Source organism: Pseudomonas sp. B8(2017), from assembly GCF_002113575.1.
GTDB lineage: Bacteria > Pseudomonadota > Gammaproteobacteria > Pseudomonadales > Pseudomonadaceae > Aquipseudomonas > Aquipseudomonas putida_Z.
This window is the reverse complement of record NZ_NEIO01000001.1, coordinates 401,357-416,893: the sequence shown is the minus strand read 5'-3', so window position 1 is coordinate 416,893 and position 15,537 is coordinate 401,357. Positions and strand designations below refer to the sequence as shown.

Genomic DNA, 15,537 nt, shown 5'->3' with positions numbered 1-15,537 from the left:
CCCGTAGTGACTGGCGACGCGCATGGCCTGCATCGCGTCGCCATTCTTACTGGCGAACTTCACCGCCCGTAATGTGCCTTGCCCCAGTCCAGCACTGCCTGCAGAAGCTGCTTCAACACCTCCTGTGTCGGCCGTGCCAGGTCTTCGCGGTAATCGAACGGCTCGGTCTCTTCCATATAGGTGCTCTGCGCCAGCTCCAGCTGCACCGCATGGATGTGATTGGCCGGATCGCCGTAATGCCGGGTGATATGCCCGCCCTTGAAACGGCCATTGAGCACATGGCTGTAGCCTTGGGCCTGGGCGCACACCTCTTTCAGCCGTTCGGCCAGAGCCGGGTCGCAGCTGGCGCCGTTGAAAGTACCCAGGTTGAAGTCCGGCAGCTTGCCGTCGAACAGGTGCGGGATCAGCGAACGGATCGAATGGGCGTCCCACAGCAGGGCGTAGCCGAACTGCTCGCGCAGCCGCGCCAGCTCGCGACGAATCGTGTCGTGGTAGGGGCGCCAGATCTGCTCCAGATACTGCTTGCGCTCCTCGCCTGTCGGCACCAACCCGTCCTTGAACAATGGCTCGCCATCGAACAGCGTGGCCGGGTACAGGCCGGTGGTGGCACCAACGTACAGTGGCTTGTCGTCATCCGGCCGGTTCAGGTCGATGACGAAGCGGGAATACTCCGCCGCCACCACGCTGGCGCCCATGTCACGGGCAAAGTCATACAACCGTGGAATATGCCAGTCGGTGTCCGGCAGGCTGCGCGCCTGGTCGACCAAGCCGTCTCGTACCGCCGGCGACAGTTGCAGGCCGGCATGGGGCATGCTGATCAGCAGCGGCAGGCGCCCCTGGTGAAAACTCAGTACCTTGTCCATCGTGCCTCACTCAGTTGGAAATCTCGTGGCCCTTGCGCACCACGCGCTTGGGCAGGTCGCCGCCCAGCCAGTAGGCCAGGTCGGCGGGGCGTTCGATCTGCCAGGCGACGAAGTCGGCGACCTTGCCCACTTCCAGCGAGCCGTGGCTGTCGCCCAGGCCCAGCGCCGTGGCGGCGTGCACGGTGACACCGGCCAGGGCTTCTTCCGGGGTCATGCGGAAGCAGGTGCAGCCCATGTTCAGCATCAGCCGCAGCGACAACCCTGGCGAGGTGCCGGGGTTGAGGTCGCTGGCCAGGGCAATCTTCACGCCGTGGCGGCGCAAGGCGTCCATCGGCGGCAGCTGGGTTTCGCGCAGGAAGTAGAACGCGCCCGGCAGCAGCACGGCGACCGTGCCGGCTTTTGCCATGGCAATGGCGTCTTCCTCGGTCATGAATTCCAGATGGTCAGCCGAAAGCGCCTGGTAGCGCGCCGCCAGGCTGGAGCCGTGCAGCGACGACAACTGTTCGGCGTGCAGCTTGACCGGCAGACCCAGCTCGCGCGCCTTGATGAACAGCCGCTCGACCTGGGCCGGGGAGAACGCCAGGTGTTCGCAGAAGGCATCCACTGCGTCCACCAGGCCTTCGGCGGCCAGGGCCGGCAGCATTTCGTCGCAGATGTGCGCGATGTAGTCGTCAGCCCGGCCGACGTATTCCGGCGGCAAGGCATGGGCTGCCAGGCAGGTGGCGCGGACCGCCAGCGGCAACTCGTCGGCCAGGCGCCGGGCCACGCGCAGCATCTTGCGCTCGTTGGTCAGGTCCAGGCCGTAGCCGGACTTGACCTCGATGGTGGTCACGCCATCGCGCATCAGCGCCTGGACCCGCTGGCGAGCACTGGCGAACAGCTCGTCTTCGCTGGCCGCGCGGGTGGCCCGCACGGTGCTGGCGATGCCACCGCCCTGTGCGGCGATTTCGGCATAGCTCACACCCTGCAGGCGCTGCTCGAACTCACCGCTGCGGTTGCCACCGAACACCGCGTGGGTGTGGCAGTCGATCAGCCCCGGGGTGACCCAGGCGCCGCCCAGGTCCACCGTACGCTCGGCATCGACCGACGCCAGCTCGACGCGTGGGCCGATCCACTCGATCAGCCCGGCGTTGGTGACGATGGCCGCGTCCTCGATGGCCGAGTAACGGCCCTCGGCCATGGTTGCCACATGGCAGTGCTGCCAGACGGTTCTCATACATTGACTCCTGTACTTAGCGGTGCAGCTCGGCCGGTTCCGCTACCGGTTTGCCCTGCCCTGCGCGCGGCTTGCACCACAGCAGGTAGGACGCCACCAGGAACACCACCCAGACCACGCCGACGAGCAGTGCCGCCTGGGTATCCGGGAAGTAACCGAGCACGCCAAAGATGAACACCATGAACGCAATGGCCATGGCCGGGCCGTAAGGCCAGAACGGTACCGGGAACTGTAGCTGGGCCACTTGTTCACGGCTCATGCTGCGGCGCATGGCCACTTGGGTGAGCAGGATCATCAGCCACACCCACACGGTGGCGAAGGTAGCGATCGAGGCGATCAGCAGGAACACGTTCTCCGGGATCAGGTAGTTGAGCAGCACGCCGATCAGCAGCGCAGCACCCATTACCACAACGGTCATCCACGGCACGCCGTGCTTCGACAGCTTGCTGAAGCCGCGCGGCGCGTGGCCTTGCTGGGCCAGGCCGTACATCATGCGGCCGGCGCCGAAGATGTCGCTGTTGATGGCCGAGATCGCGGCGGAAATCACCACGATGTTCAGCACTGCGGCGGCAGAGCCGATGCCCAGGTTACTGAAGATCTGCACGAACGGGCTGCCCTGGCTGCCGATTTGCGGCCATGGGAACAGGCACATCAGCACGAACAGGGTGAGCACGTAGAACAGCAGGATGCGCAGCGGCACGGCGTTGATCGCCTTGGGGATGACCCGCTGCGGGTCCTTGGCCTCACCGGCGGTGACACCGATGATCTCGATGCCGCCGAACGCGAACATCACCACGGCAAAGGAGGCGATCAGGCCACCCACGCCATTGGGCATGAAGCCGCCGTGGTCGAACAGGTTGCTGACACCCACGGCCTGCCCGGTGCCAACCTGGCTGAAGCCGAAGGCCATGATGCCGAGGCCGGCCAGGATCATCGCCACGATGGCGCCGACCTTGAGCAGCGACAGCCAGAATTCCATTTCGCCAAAGACCTTGACGTTGCACAGGTTGAGGCCGCCGATCAGGAAGACGATGCCCAGCACCCAGATCCAGCGGGCCACTTCCGGGAACCAGAAGCCCATGTAGATACCGAAGGCGGTGACGTCGGCGATGGCGACGATGACCATCTCGAAGGCGTAGGTCCAGCCGAGGATGAAGCCGGCCATGGGGCCGAGGTAGGTGCTGGCGTAGTGGCCGAACGAGCCGGCGACCGGGTTGTGCACAGCCATTTCGCCGAGGGCGCGCATGACCATGAACACGGCGGCGCCGCCGATCAGGTAGGCCAGCAGCACGGCCGGGCCGGCCATCTGGATGGCCGAGGCGGAGCCGTAGAACAGACCGGTGCCGATGGCGGAACCGAGGGCCATGAAGCGGATGTGGCGGGCACTTAGCCCGCGCTTTAGACCTTGAGCTTGTTGCATGTCACGTCCTTAAATTGTTTTTGTGGTCGTGAGATCGAAGGGGGCTGCCTTGCAGCCCAATCGCCGGCAAGCCAGCCCCCACAGAGATGGTGTGTCGCATCTCCATCTGTGGGAGCCGGCTTGCCGGCGATGGGCCGCACAGCGGCCCCTGGGGGGCATTACAGGCTTGGCAGCACACCAGCCGGCAGCAGGCCGGTCAGGCGACCCTTGGCCAACAGTTCCACGGCCTTTTCGATGTCGGGCGCGAAGAAGCGGTCACGGTCGTAGTGCGGCACTTCGCTGCGCAGCGCCTGGCGCGCCTGCTCCAGCTTGGCCGAGGTCTTCAGGCCCTTGCGCAGGTCCAGGCCCTGGCAGGCGCCCAGCCATTCGATGGCCAGCACGCCACGGGTGTTTTCGGCCATTTCCCACAGACGCTTGCCGGCAGCCGGGGCCATCGACACGTGGTCTTCCTGGTTGGCCGAGGTCGGCAGGCTGTCGACGCTGTGCGGGTGCGACAGGGCTTTGTTCTCGCTGGCCAGGGCAGCAGCGGTGACCTGGGCGATCATGAAGCCCGAGTTGACCCCGCCGTTTTCCACCAGGAACGGCGGCAGCTGGGACATGTGCTTGTCCATCATCAGCGAGATACGGCGCTCGCTGAGCGAACCGATTTCGGCAATGGCCAGGGCGATGTTGTCGGCGGCCATGGCCACCGGCTCGGCGTGGAAGTTACCGCCGGAAATCACGTCACCTTCGGCAGCGAACACCAGCGGGTTGTCCGACACGGCGTTGGCTTCGATGCCCAGTACCTCGGCGGCCTGGCGCAGCTGGGTCAGGCAGGCGCCCATGACCTGCGGCTGGCAGCGCAGCGAGTACGGGTCCTGGACCTTGTCGCAGTTCTTGTGCGACAGCGACACTTCGCTGGAGTCGCCCAGCAGGTCACGGAAGCAGGCAGCGGTGTCGATCTGGCCGCGCTGGCCACGCACTTCGTGGATACGCGCATCGAACGGCGAGCGCGAGCCCAGTGCGGCTTCGACGCTCAGGCCGCCGCAGGCGATGGCAGCGGCGTACAGGTCTTCGCCCTGGAACAGGCCACGCAGGGCATAGGCGGTGGACGCCTGGGTGCCGTTGAGCAGGGCCAGGCCCTCCTTGGCGGCCAGGGTCAGCGGCTCGAGGCCGGCCACGGCCAGGGCTTCGGTGGCTGGCAGCCACTGGCCCTTGTAGCGGGCCTTGCCTTCACCCAGCAGCACCAGCGACATGTGCGCCAGCGGGGCGAGGTCGCCGGATGCGCCCACCGAACCCTTCAGCGGGATGTGCGGGTAGACTTCGGCGTTGACCAGGGCGATCAGCGCGTCGATGACTTTGCGACGGATGCCGGAGAAGCCACGGCTGAGGCTGTTGATCTTCAGCACCATGATCAGCCGCACCAGGTCGTCATCCAGCGGCGCGCCGACACCGGCGGCGTGGGACAGCACCAGCGAGCGCTGCAGGTTTTCCAGGTCGTGGCTGGCGATGCGGGTCGAGGCCAGCAGGCCGAAACCGGTGTTGATGCCGTAGGCGGTACGGTCTTCGGCAATGATCTGCTCGACGCAGGCAACGCTGGCGTCGATGGCTGGCGCGGCGCTGGCGTCCAGTTGCAGGCGCACGGGCGCGGCATGGATGGCGCGCAGCTGGGCCAGGGTCAAGGTGCCGGGCTTGAGGGTCAATTCGGTCACTTCACTACTCCAATCGCGTGGAGCCGCAGGCCCGTTTGTGAGTGCCTGCGTGCTCCTTCTTGTTGTTCAGTATCACCCCTTGTGGGGTGCGATCCAAAGCGTGGCGATCAGCCAGTGATCATCGGCAGGTCCAGGCCCTGCTCCTTGGCGCACTCGATGGCGATGTCGTAACCGGCATCGGCATGACGCATCACACCGGTCCCTGGGTCGTTGGTCAGCACGCGAGCGATACGCTCGGCGGCTTCATCGGTACCGTCGCAGACGATGACCATGCCAGAGTGCTGGGAGAAGCCCATGCCCACACCACCACCGTGGTGCAGCGAAACCCAGGTAGCACCGCCGGCGGTGTTCAGCAAGGCGTTGAGCAGCGGCCAGTCGGAGACAGCGTCGGAACCGTCGCGCATGGCTTCGGTTTCACGGTTGGGGCTGGACACCGAACCGGAGTCCAGGTGGTCACGGCCGATCACGATCGGTGCCGACAGCTCGCCGCTGCGTACCATTTCGTTGAACGCCAGGCCCAGCTTGGCGCGCAGGCCCAGGCCAACCCAGCAGATACGTGCCGGCAGGCCCTGGAAGCTGATGCGCTCGCGAGCCATGTCCAGCCAGCGGTGCAGGTGGGCGTCGTCGGGGATCAGTTCCTTGACCTTGGCGTCGGTCTTGTAGATGTCTTCGGCATCACCGGACAGCGCCGCCCAGCGGAACGGGCCGATGCCACGGCAGAACAGCGGGCGGATGTAGGCCGGCACGAAGCCTGGGAAGTCGAAGGCATTGGCCACGCCTTCTTCCTTGGCCATCTGGCGGATGTTGTTGCCATAGTCGAAGGTCGGAACACCCTGCTTCTGGAAATCGAGCATGGCTTGCACGTGCACGGCCATCGACTGCTTGGCGGCCTTGACCACTGCAGCCGGCTCGGTCTGCGCGCGGTCGCGGTACTGTTCCCAGGTCCAGCCGGCTGGCAGGTAACCGTTCAGCGGGTCGTGGGCGCTGGTCTGGTCGGTGACCATGTCCGGGCGCACGCCACGCTTGACCAGCTCTGGCAGGATTTCAGCAGCGTTGCCGTGCAGGGCGATGGAGATGGCCTTGCCTTCGGCGGTGTACTTGGCAATGCGTGCCAGAGCGTCGTCGAGGTCAGTGGCCTGCTCGTCGACGTAGCGGGTTTCCAGACGGAAGTCGATGCGGCTCTGCTGGCATTCGATGTTCAGCGAGCAGGCACCGGCCAGGGTGGCGGCCAGTGGCTGGGCGCCGCCCATGCCGCCCAGGCCGGCGGTCAGTACCCACTTGCCTTTAAGGCTGCCGCCGTAATGCTGGCGACCGGCTTCGACGAAGGTTTCGTAGGTGCCCTGGACGATGCCCTGGCTGCCGATGTAGATCCAGCTGCCGGCGGTCATCTGGCCGTACATGGCCAGGCCCTTGGCGTCCAGTTCGTTGAAGTGTTCCCAGTTGGCCCAGTGCGGCACCAGGTTGGAGTTGGCGATCAGTACGCGCGGGGCGTTGCTGTGGGTCTTGAACACGCCGACCGGCTTGCCCGACTGCACCAGCAGGGTTTCGTCGTCTTCCAGGCGGGTCAGGGTCTCGACGATCTTGTCGTAGCACGCCCAGTTACGGGCAGCGCGGCCGATACCGCCGTACACCACCAGTTCTTTCGGGTTTTCCGCGACCTGTGGATCGAGGTTGTTCATCAGCATGCGCAGTGGCGCTTCGGTCAGCCAGCTTTTGGCAGTCAGCTTGTTGCCACGTGGGGCACGGATTTCAACGTCACGGTATTTGTTGTTGTCGGTCACGGGAAAGGTCCTCTGCGGTCGTCCGCGGGCGGGTATGTCGTGGTAGATATACAAACACACCTTTACTTGTATGTACAAGCATGGACAACCAAAATAATTGGACTTTTCCGCTGAATGGCAAAAGAAATGGGGCCGCTGCGCGGCCCTTCGCGGGCTTGCCCGCTCCCACAGAGAGCTCCACTGCCTTCAAGGCGTGCGCTGTACCTGTGGGAGCGGGCAAGCCCGCGAAGGGCTGCGCAGCAGCCCCCCGGCTATCTCAACGTGAAACGAGTTCGATCAGGCAGAACCGCCCCTGCACATCCAACCCCAGCAACTGGTCATTGCCCTCCAGCCGCAGGCAGTCATACAACCCCAACCGCTGCGTCTCGCACCCGGCAATACCCACCTCGACCTGGCTGCTGGCAGCGAACAGCAACACCGTCGACGCCGAGCTGTACAAGCGGCTGGTGCCATCGAACCACTGCAACCGCGCCCGGTAGCGCTGCGGTGCGTAGATCAGGTTGAAATCGCGGATCGCCCCGCCCAGCAGCTTGCAGCTGACCTGGCTCTCGCCGCTGAAGGCGAAGGCATCGAACGGCAGCAACGGCCTGCTGGCCTGGCCGTCGACCAGCAGGCGCATGCCGTCACCCTGCAGCACGGTGATGATCCGCTGGTAGCCGGCGAAGGTGGAAAACCCGCCGGACTCCTCGATATCGGCAATCGACAAGCGCCAGCCAAAGCCGTCCAGGCCTTCGCCACTGTCGCGGGTAATCTCTTCGGTGAAACCGCCACCGTTCTTCCACGGCATGCGCGGGTAGCCCTGCGCTCGCAACAACTGCAGCTGACTCATTTACTGAAACGTCCTTCCAGGCGATGACGGGAACCGGGGTGGATCAGCCGCGCGGCGGTCACCGGCTGGCGGCCGGACCAGGTGCGACGACGGATCAGCAGGCAAGGCTCGCCCCGCTCGATCTGCAACAGGCGGCATTCTTCCGGCTCGGCCAGGATTGCCTCGACCACGTGCTCACCCTCGGTCAGCGGCGCCACCTGCGACAGGTAGGCGTAAGGCGTCTGCCGGGTGAAGTCCTGCTTGAGGTAGTCGGGGGCAATCGCCGCATTGACGTAGCGGTCCTCGATCTGCACCGGCACGCCGTTCTCGAAATGCACGATCAGCGAGTGGAACACCCGTTGGCCTTCGCGCATGTCCAGGGCCAGGGCCCGCTCGGAACCGGCCGTTTCCTCGATGAGGGTGATCACCTGGCAGCTATGCTGGTGGCCACGCGCGGCAATTTCGTCGGCGATGTTGTTGACCTCGAACAGCGCCGAACGCCCCTTGGGCTCGGCCACGAAGGTACCGACCCCTTGCATGCGCACCAGCAGGCCTTCGGCGGTAAGTTCGCGCAGGGCGCGGTTGATGGTCATGCGGCTGAAGCCCAGCTCGCTGACCAGTTCGCTCTCCGAGGGTACCCGGTGATGCGGTGGCCAGCTGCCGTTGTCGATCTGCTGGATGATCATCTGTTTGACCCGGGCGTACAGCGGAGCCGGGCCCTCGCCCATCTGGGCAACCAGCGCGGAGACAGGTGGTGTCGGCACGGCGTTGGATCCTTGTGCAAATGGAATGAGCGGTAGCTTGCCGCAGTTTACCCGGCAGGCAAACGCCTGTATATGTATATACAAGTTAACAATAACAGGATTTTCACCGATGTCCGCCTACTTCGCCGAACGCGCCCTGCTGCCCACGGGCTGGGCCAGCCATGTCCGCATCGAGGTCACCAGTGATGGCCATGTGGCCCGCATCGAACCAGGTGCCTCGGCGGAAGGCGCCGAGCGGCTGGCCGGCCCGCTGCTGCCCGGCATGCCCAACCTGCACTCGCATGCCTTCCAGCGCGCCATGGCAGGGCTGGCGGAAGTCGCCGGCAACCCCAACGACAGTTTCTGGACCTGGCGCGACCTGATGTATCGCCTGGTCGGCCAGATCAGCCCGGAGCAGCTGCAGGTCATCGCCCGTCAGCTGTACATCGAGATGCTCAAGGCCGGCTACACCTCGGTCGCCGAGTTCCACTACGTGCACCATGACCAGGCCGGCAAGGCCTACGCCGACCCGGCCGAACTGTCCCGCCGCATCAGCGCGGCTGCAGCCGACAGCGGCATTGGCCTGACCTTGCTGCCGGTGCTGTACAGCCACGCAGGCTTCGGCGGCCAAGCCCCGAATGACGGGCAACGGCGCTTCATCAACTCCACCGAACAATACCTGCAACTGCAAGCGCAGCTGGCCCCGCTGCTGGCCGCGCAACCCGCGCAGCAACTGGGTCTGTGCTTCCATTCGCTGCGCGCCGTGACGCCCGGGCAGATCGCCGAAGTGCTGGCAGCCAGCGACAAGCAGTGCCCGGTGCATATCCATATCGCCGAGCAGCAGAAGGAAGTCGACGACTGCCTGGCCTGGAGCGGCCTGCGCCCGCTGCAGTGGCTGTACGAGCACGTGGACGTGGACCCACGCTGGTGCCTGGTGCATGCCACCCATGCCGAGCCGGATGAAGTCACCGCCATGGCCCACAGTGGCGCGGTAGCCGGGCTGTGCCTGACCACCGAGGCCAACCTGGGCGACGGGATTTTCCCGGCAGTGGACTACCTGGCGCAGGGCGGGCGCATGGGCATTGGTTCGGACAGCCATGTGTCGCTGAGCGTGGTGGAGGAACTGCGCTGGTTGGAATACGGCCAGCGGCTGCGCGACCAGCGGCGTAACCGCCTGTATCGCGGCGACCAGCCGATGGTCGGGCGCACGCTGTATGACGCTGCGCTGGCGGGCGGTGCGCAGGCGCTGGGGCAGGCGGTCGGGGAGCTGGCCGTGGGCAAGCGCGCCGACTGGCTGGTGCTCGATGGGCAGGACCCTTACATCGCCATGGCCGATGGGGATGCGATTCTCAACCGCTGGCTGTTTGCCGGGGGCGATCGCCAGGTGCGGGATGTGATGGTGAATGGGCAGTGGGTGGTGCGCCAGGGGCGGCATGCGCAGGAAGAGCAAAGCGCGCTGGCGTTTGCCGAGGTGTTGCGACAGCTGTTGGGGTGAGTTTATTGGGGCGGCTTTGCGGCCCATCGCGACACAAGGCCGCTCCTACAGGAATGTGCGTTCCCCTGTAGGAGCGGCCTTGTGTCGCGATGGGCTGCAAAGCAGCCCCCAGAAATTCAGTGCCTCTTGACGATCTGCTGGTCCGACGCCCGCCAGATCAGCCGATTGGTGTCATACCCCTGCTGCCGGGCCTTGGACATCAGGTTCTCGCGCTCCCAGGCCGGTAGCGTCGGCGTACGCGACAGGATCCACAAGTGCTTGCGGTCCGGGCTGCCGACCACCGCCGTGCGGTAGCGATCATCCACATAAAGAATCCAGTACTCGCCCCTCGCCACCCCTGGCACCAGCTTGGTGAACCAGTTGTCGAACTCGACCCACAATTTGTCGGTGTGCCCCGGCTCCTGGATGTTCGCATGCCCTTCGGCGCGCAGCCATTCGTCACCCATGGTGCGGCAGCGGTTGAGCACGCCGAGGCTACCATCGAGCCGGAGGTTGTAGTGCGCTTCGGACTGCTCGCAGCCGGTCTGGTAGCGCATCGGCAGGCGCGCCAGCTCGTACCACTTGCCCTGGTAGCGCTTGAGGTCGATGTTGCCCGCGGTTTTCGGCGCCAGCGGGTCATGCACGGAGCCGGCACAACCGCCCAGCAGCAGCGCCAGGCATACCCCCATCAGCAGATACAGGTGCCTCATTTGAGACCCTGCCCTGAATACATGAGCACCTTGTCAGCCGCATATTGCACACTGATGAAGCTCTTCTCGTCCCCCCAGGTGCAGCTGCTCATCCCCAGCGCACCAGAGCACTCGGTCGGCGTGCCGAGCAGCTGCTCGACCTCGGCCTTGTTCATACCGGCCTTGATCTTGGAATAGTTTTCCTGGTTGATCTTGCTGCAGGCAGTCAGGACGACGCACAGCGACAACAGGGCGAGGGAACGCAACGACATGAAGGACACTCCTGGAGAGGGGATACAGGCGAGTGGCCTGCAGTGACCTTCGACGGTAAAAACCCTCCCAGGTTCCCTGACCTCCCTCCTCTACCCCTACGCCATTGGTCGGATGGCCACTACTGTGCGATTAATCACAAAGAATTACCCCGCCCAAACAAAAAGGCCGCCCCGTGAAGGAGCGGCCTTGCGTCGCGACGGCCTGCGCAGCAGGCCACGAAGCCTCAGAACCTGGACCCAGGCTCCAGCAAAAAGTCCATCTCTTCGCTGGTACTCGGCCGCTCCAGCACCAGGTTGCGGTGCGGGAAGCGCCCGAAACGGGCAATTACCCGCTGGTGCTGCTCGGCGTAGTCGAGGAAGCCTTCGAACAACCGGCGGTTGGCATCGGGCTGCTCGTCCAGCAGCACCTGGTAGCGCTCGACGCACAGGTTCTGCCAGTCCAGCACCTCGGCATGCTCCAGCACCAGCAGCACGAACACCCGCTGGATCGGCAGCAGCTGGTAATCCCAGTTCTTCTGCAAACCCTGCATCGCCACCACCTGGGCACGCCGGTCGCCCTCGAAGGCACGCGGCGTGTCGCGGTGGATCATGCGCGGCAGCTGGTCCAGCAGGATCAGCAGGCCCAGCCAGCCCTGCGGGCTTTGCTGCCACTCGTCGAGCCCACCCGCCAGGGCATGCTCGACCAGGTCGCCAAACAGCGCATGGGCGTCGGCATCATGATGCTTGCCGAACCACAGCGTGCTCTTCTCGTCAGCCACGGCCTGGGGACTGGTGCCCCAACCGAACCACCACTCCAGCAACGGCTGCCAAGGTGCGAGCATGACTTACTCCTTGTGGTAGGCGGTGACGCGCTCGACCTCTTCCTTCGAGCCGAGGATTACCGACACACGCTGGTGCAGGCTATCTGGCTGGATGTCGAGGATGCGATCGTAACCGTTGGTGGAGGCGCCGCCGGCCTGTTCGATGATGAAGGACATCGGGTTGGCTTCGTACATCAGGCGCAGTTTGCCCGGCTTGCTCGGCTCGCGGGCGTCACGTGGGTACATGAACAGGCCGCCACGGGTCAGGATGCGGTGTACGTCGGCCACCATCGAGGCGATCCAGCGCATGTTGTAGTTCTTCTTCAGCGGGCCGGTCTCGCCTGCCAGCAGTTCGCCCACGTAGCGCTGAACCGGGGCTTCCCAGTGGCGCTGGTTGGACATGTTGATGGCGAACTCTGCGGTGCTTTCCGGCACGCGGATGTTTTCGTGGGTGAGGACGAAGCTGCCCAGTTCGCGGTCCAGGGTGAAGCCCTTGACGCCGTTGCCCAGGGTCAGGATCAGCATGGTCTGCGGGCCGTAGATGGCGTAACCGGCGGCGACCTGCTGGGTGCCTGGCTGCAGGAAGGCATTTTCGTTCAGGGTTTCGTTCTGGCTCAGGTATTCGTTAGGGCAACGCAGTACCGAGAAGATGGTGCCGACCGAAACGTTGACGTCGATGTTGGACGAGCCGTCCAGCGGGTCGAAGACCAGCAGGTAGGCGCCTTTCGGGTACTTGCCCGGGATCTGGTAGGCGTTGTCCATTTCTTCGGAAGCCATGCCGGCCAGGTGGCCGCCCCACTCGTTGGCTTCAAGCAGGATATCGTTGGAAATCACGTCCAGTTTCTTCTGGACTTCGCCCTGCACGTTTTCAGTGCCCATGCTGCCCAGCACGCCACCAAGGGCGCCTTTGGACACGTGATGGCTGATTTCCTTGCACGCACGCGCCACCACTTCGATCAGGAAGCGCAGATCGGCAGGGGTATTGTTGCTGCGGGTCTGCTCAATCAGATAGCGACTCAGGGTAACGCGGGACATGTATGGCTCCGAAAGGATTGGGGGATAAAAACCCCCGCAGTTTACAGGGAGAGTTGCGGGCTAGCGAGCAAAGAGACTCGACTTCGGCCCCTGAAGTTCAGCAAGCACCAAGCCGATGGTCGGTTGGGGCTGCTGTGCAGCCCATCGCCGGCAAGCCAGCTCCCACAGGGACTGCACATGGCTCGAGGTCGACGCGGTCGAGGTGGGAGCTGGCTTGCCGGCGATGGGCCGCACAGCGGCCCCTTTTCCTCAATCCAGCGCCTTCCAGATCTCGCTGGCATATTCCCGAATGGTCCGGTCCGAGGAGAACCAGCCCATCCGCGCGGTATTCAGCACCGCCATGCGCCACCATTCCTGCGGCGTGTGCCACAGCTCCTCGACCCGTCGCTGGGCATCCCAGTAGGCATCGAAATCGGCACACACCAGGAAGCGGTCATGAGCCACCAGCCCGTCGATCAGCGCGCTGTAGCGCGACGGGTCGTCCGGTGAGAACACCCCGCTGCGAATGGCCTGCAACACGTCATTCAGGCGACTGGACGCGGCAATCGCCGCACTGGCGCCAAAGTCCCCGTCGCGCCGTCTGGCCTCCACCTGCTGCGCGGTAAGGCCGAAGATGAACATGTTTTCGGTACCCACCTGCTCGCTCATCTCGACGTTGGCACCATCCAGGGTGCCGATGGTCAGCGCACCGTTCAGGCCGAACTTCATGTTGCTGGTACCGGAGGCTTCGTAACCGGCGGTGGAAATCTGCTCGGAAAGGTCCGCCGCCGGGATGATGCTTTCAGCCAGGCTGACGTTGTAGTTGGGCAGGAATACCACCTTCAGCAGGCCGCGCACGGTCGGGTCGTTGTTCACCACCCGGGCGATGTCGTTGGCCAGCTTGATGATCAGCTTGGCCTGGTGATAGCTGGCCGCGGCCTTGCCGGCGAAAATCTTCACCCGCGGCACCCAGTCGGTACCGGGGTCATTGCGCATGGCCTGGTACAGCGCCACGGTGTGCAGCAGGTTGAGCAACTGGCGCTTGTATTCGTGAATGCGCTTGACCTGCACATCGAACAACGCCTCGGGGTTCACCGTAACGCCCAGGCGGTCCTGGATGATGCTGGCCAGGGCACGCTTGCTGTGCAGGCGCTGCGCGGCGAACTGCTTGCGGAAGCCGCTCTTGTCGGCGAACGGCACCAGATTGACCAGGCGCCCTTCCGGATCGTCCAGCAACTCAGGGCCCAGCGCCTCGACCAGCATGGCGGTCAGCTGCGGGTTGGACTGGTACAGCCAGCGGCGGAAGGTAATGCCGTTGGTCTTGTTGTTGATCCGTTGCGGGTAGAGCTTGTGCAGCTCGGAGAACACCGTGCTTTTCATCAGCTTGCTGTGCAGCGCCGACACACCGTTGACGCTGTGCGAACCGAGGAACGCCAGGTTGCCCATGCGCACCCGGCGGCCGTTGTCTTCTTCGATCAGCGACACGGCCCGCAGCACATCGAAGTCGTGCAGGCCTTTCGCCCGTAGCGCGTCGATGTGGTAGGCGTTGATCAGGTAGATGATCTGCATGTGCCGCGGCAGCATGCGTTCCATCAGCGCCACCGGCCAGGTTTCCAGGGCTTCGGGCAGCAAGGTGTGGTTGGTGTAGGCCAGAGTGCCGACGGTCAGCTCCCAGGCGGTATCCCAAGGGATTTCATGCTGGTCGACCAGCAGGCGCATCAGCTCGGCCACGGCGATCGACGGGTGGGTGTCGTTGAGCTGGATGGCCGCCGCATCCGGCAGGTTGAGCAGGTTGTCGTGCATGTTCAGGTGGCGGCGCAGCAGGTCCTGCAACGAAGCCGAGACGAAGAAGTACTCCTGGCGCAGGCGCAGCTCCTGGCCCGCCTCGGTGCTATCGGCCGGGTACAGCACCCGCGAAATGCTTTCGGCCCGCGCCACCTCGGCTACCGCACCCAGGTGGTCACCGGCATTGAAGCGTTCCAGGTGCAGCTCTTCCAGCGCCCGCGCACGCCACAGGCGCAGGGTATTCACGCTGGCCCCGCGCCAACCGACTACCGGGGTGTCATAGGCCACCGCTCGCACGGTCTCGCCCGGCCACCACACCTGGCGCTGCTGGCCGTGGGTGTCGTGCACCGTTTCGACGCTCCCGCCAAAGCTGATCGGGTAGATCACCTCCGCGCGCTCGAACTCCCAGGGGTTGCCGAAGTCCAGCCAGTTCTCGGTCTGCTCCTGCTGCCAGCCATCAACCATGGCCTGGCGAAACAGCCCGTGCTCGTAGCGGATGCCATAACCGTGAGCAGCGATGCCCAGGGTCGACATGCTCTCCATGAAGCACGCCGCCAGGCGGCCCAGGCCACCGTTGCCCAGCGCGGCATCGGGCTCGAGCAGGCGGATGCGCTCCAGGTCCACGTCCAGCCCTTCCAGTGCATCGCGGGCAATGTCGAGCAGGCCCAGGTTGCTCAGGCTGTCGTACAGCAAGCGGCCGATGAGGAATTCGAGGGAAAGGTAATAGACCCGCTTCTGGCTGCGGCGATAAGCCTGGCGGGTGTGGTCCATCCAGTGATCGACCATGTGATCGCGCGCGGCCAGTGCAATGGCTTCGAACCAGTCGTGGTCGAAAGCGTGCTCCGGGTCCTTGCCGACCGCATAGGTCAGCTTGTCCAGTACAGCGGCGCGAAATTCGGCCACCTCGGCGTCACGAGCTTTGGGTTCCTGGGACATGCGGCATCCTCGGGCAAGTTGACGAAAGCGGAGGGAGACTGTTGA

At 64.7% G+C, this 15,537-nt stretch carries 13 protein-coding genes; 1 reads left to right on the top strand and 12 read right to left on the bottom strand.

The features are described from left to right. Positions 1–59: 59 nt before the first annotated feature. The 7 genes from hutG to hutC form a co-directional block, all read right to left on the bottom strand. Positions 60–863 carry an N-formylglutamate deformylase gene (gene hutG / locus CAG22_RS01960; RefSeq protein WP_085587775.1) on the bottom strand — a complete coding sequence of 268 codons (804 nt, stop codon included), beginning with the start codon at positions 861–863 and terminating at the stop codon, positions 60–62. Between the two features lie 10 nt (positions 864–873). Continuing rightward, positions 874–2,079 (bottom strand): imidazolonepropionase, encoded by a 1,206-nt coding sequence (gene hutI, locus CAG22_RS01955; protein ID WP_085704195.1) that lies wholly within the window; start codon positions 2,077–2,079, stop codon positions 874–876. Between the two features lie 16 nt (positions 2,080–2,095). After that, positions 2,096–3,499 (bottom strand): amino acid permease, encoded by a 1,404-nt coding sequence (locus CAG22_RS01950; RefSeq protein WP_023663049.1) that lies wholly within the window; start codon positions 3,497–3,499, stop codon positions 2,096–2,098. A gap of 158 nt (positions 3,500–3,657) precedes the next feature. Further along, on the bottom strand, positions 3,658–5,190 hold the full coding sequence (hutH, locus tag CAG22_RS01945) for a histidine ammonia-lyase (RefSeq protein ID WP_003259868.1): 1,533 nt from the start codon (positions 5,188–5,190) through the stop codon (positions 3,658–3,660). Positions 5,191–5,297: 107 nt separating this feature from the next. Further along, complete coding sequence (hutU, locus tag CAG22_RS01940; protein WP_013974561.1) at positions 5,298–6,971, bottom strand: urocanate hydratase; 1,674 nt, start codon at positions 6,969–6,971, stop codon at positions 5,298–5,300. Positions 6,972–7,227: 256 nt separating this feature from the next. After that, the gene (locus CAG22_RS01935) at positions 7,228–7,800 is read right to left on the bottom strand and encodes a HutD family protein (protein ID WP_085587769.1); all 573 of its coding nucleotides are present in this window, start codon (positions 7,798–7,800) and stop codon (positions 7,228–7,230) included. After that, a complete protein-coding gene (hutC, locus tag CAG22_RS01930; RefSeq protein WP_170929261.1) occupies positions 7,797–8,507 on the bottom strand; it encodes a histidine utilization repressor in 711 nt (236 codons plus the stop codon). The genes CAG22_RS01935 and hutC overlap by 4 nt, the downstream gene beginning before the upstream one ends. A 145-nt stretch (positions 8,508–8,652) precedes the next feature. Here hutC and CAG22_RS01925 point away from each other — a divergent pair, with 145 nt between their 5' ends. Next, a complete protein-coding gene (locus CAG22_RS01925; protein ID WP_085704189.1) occupies positions 8,653–10,017 on the top strand; it encodes a formimidoylglutamate deiminase in 1,365 nt (454 codons plus the stop codon). A gap of 116 nt (positions 10,018–10,133) precedes the next feature. Here CAG22_RS01925 and CAG22_RS01920 read toward each other — a convergent pair whose 3' ends face one another. The 5 genes from CAG22_RS01920 to CAG22_RS01900 form a co-directional block, all read right to left on the bottom strand. Then, positions 10,134–10,706: a lipocalin family protein gene (locus tag CAG22_RS01920; protein ID WP_025340931.1), complete on the bottom strand. Its 573-nt coding sequence runs from the start codon at positions 10,704–10,706 to the stop codon at positions 10,134–10,136. Continuing rightward, a complete protein-coding gene (bamE, locus tag CAG22_RS01915) occupies positions 10,703–10,957 on the bottom strand; it encodes an outer membrane protein assembly factor BamE (RefSeq protein ID WP_003249234.1) in 255 nt (84 codons plus the stop codon). Before bamE ends, CAG22_RS01920 begins: the two co-directional genes overlap by 4 nt. A 224-nt stretch (positions 10,958–11,181) precedes the next feature. Further along, the gene (locus tag CAG22_RS01910) at positions 11,182–11,778 is read right to left on the bottom strand and encodes a DUF924 family protein (RefSeq protein ID WP_085704187.1); all 597 of its coding nucleotides are present in this window, start codon (positions 11,776–11,778) and stop codon (positions 11,182–11,184) included. A 3-nt stretch (positions 11,779–11,781) separates the two neighbouring features. Then, the gene (locus tag CAG22_RS01905) at positions 11,782–12,792 is read right to left on the bottom strand and encodes a class 1 fructose-bisphosphatase (RefSeq protein ID WP_085704184.1); all 1,011 of its coding nucleotides are present in this window, start codon (positions 12,790–12,792) and stop codon (positions 11,782–11,784) included. A gap of 249 nt (positions 12,793–13,041) precedes the next feature. Next, positions 13,042–15,492, bottom strand: coding sequence for a glycogen/starch/alpha-glucan phosphorylase (locus CAG22_RS01900; protein WP_085704182.1), 2,451 nt, complete (start codon positions 15,490–15,492; stop codon positions 13,042–13,044). Between the last annotated feature and the right edge of the window lie 45 nt (positions 15,493–15,537).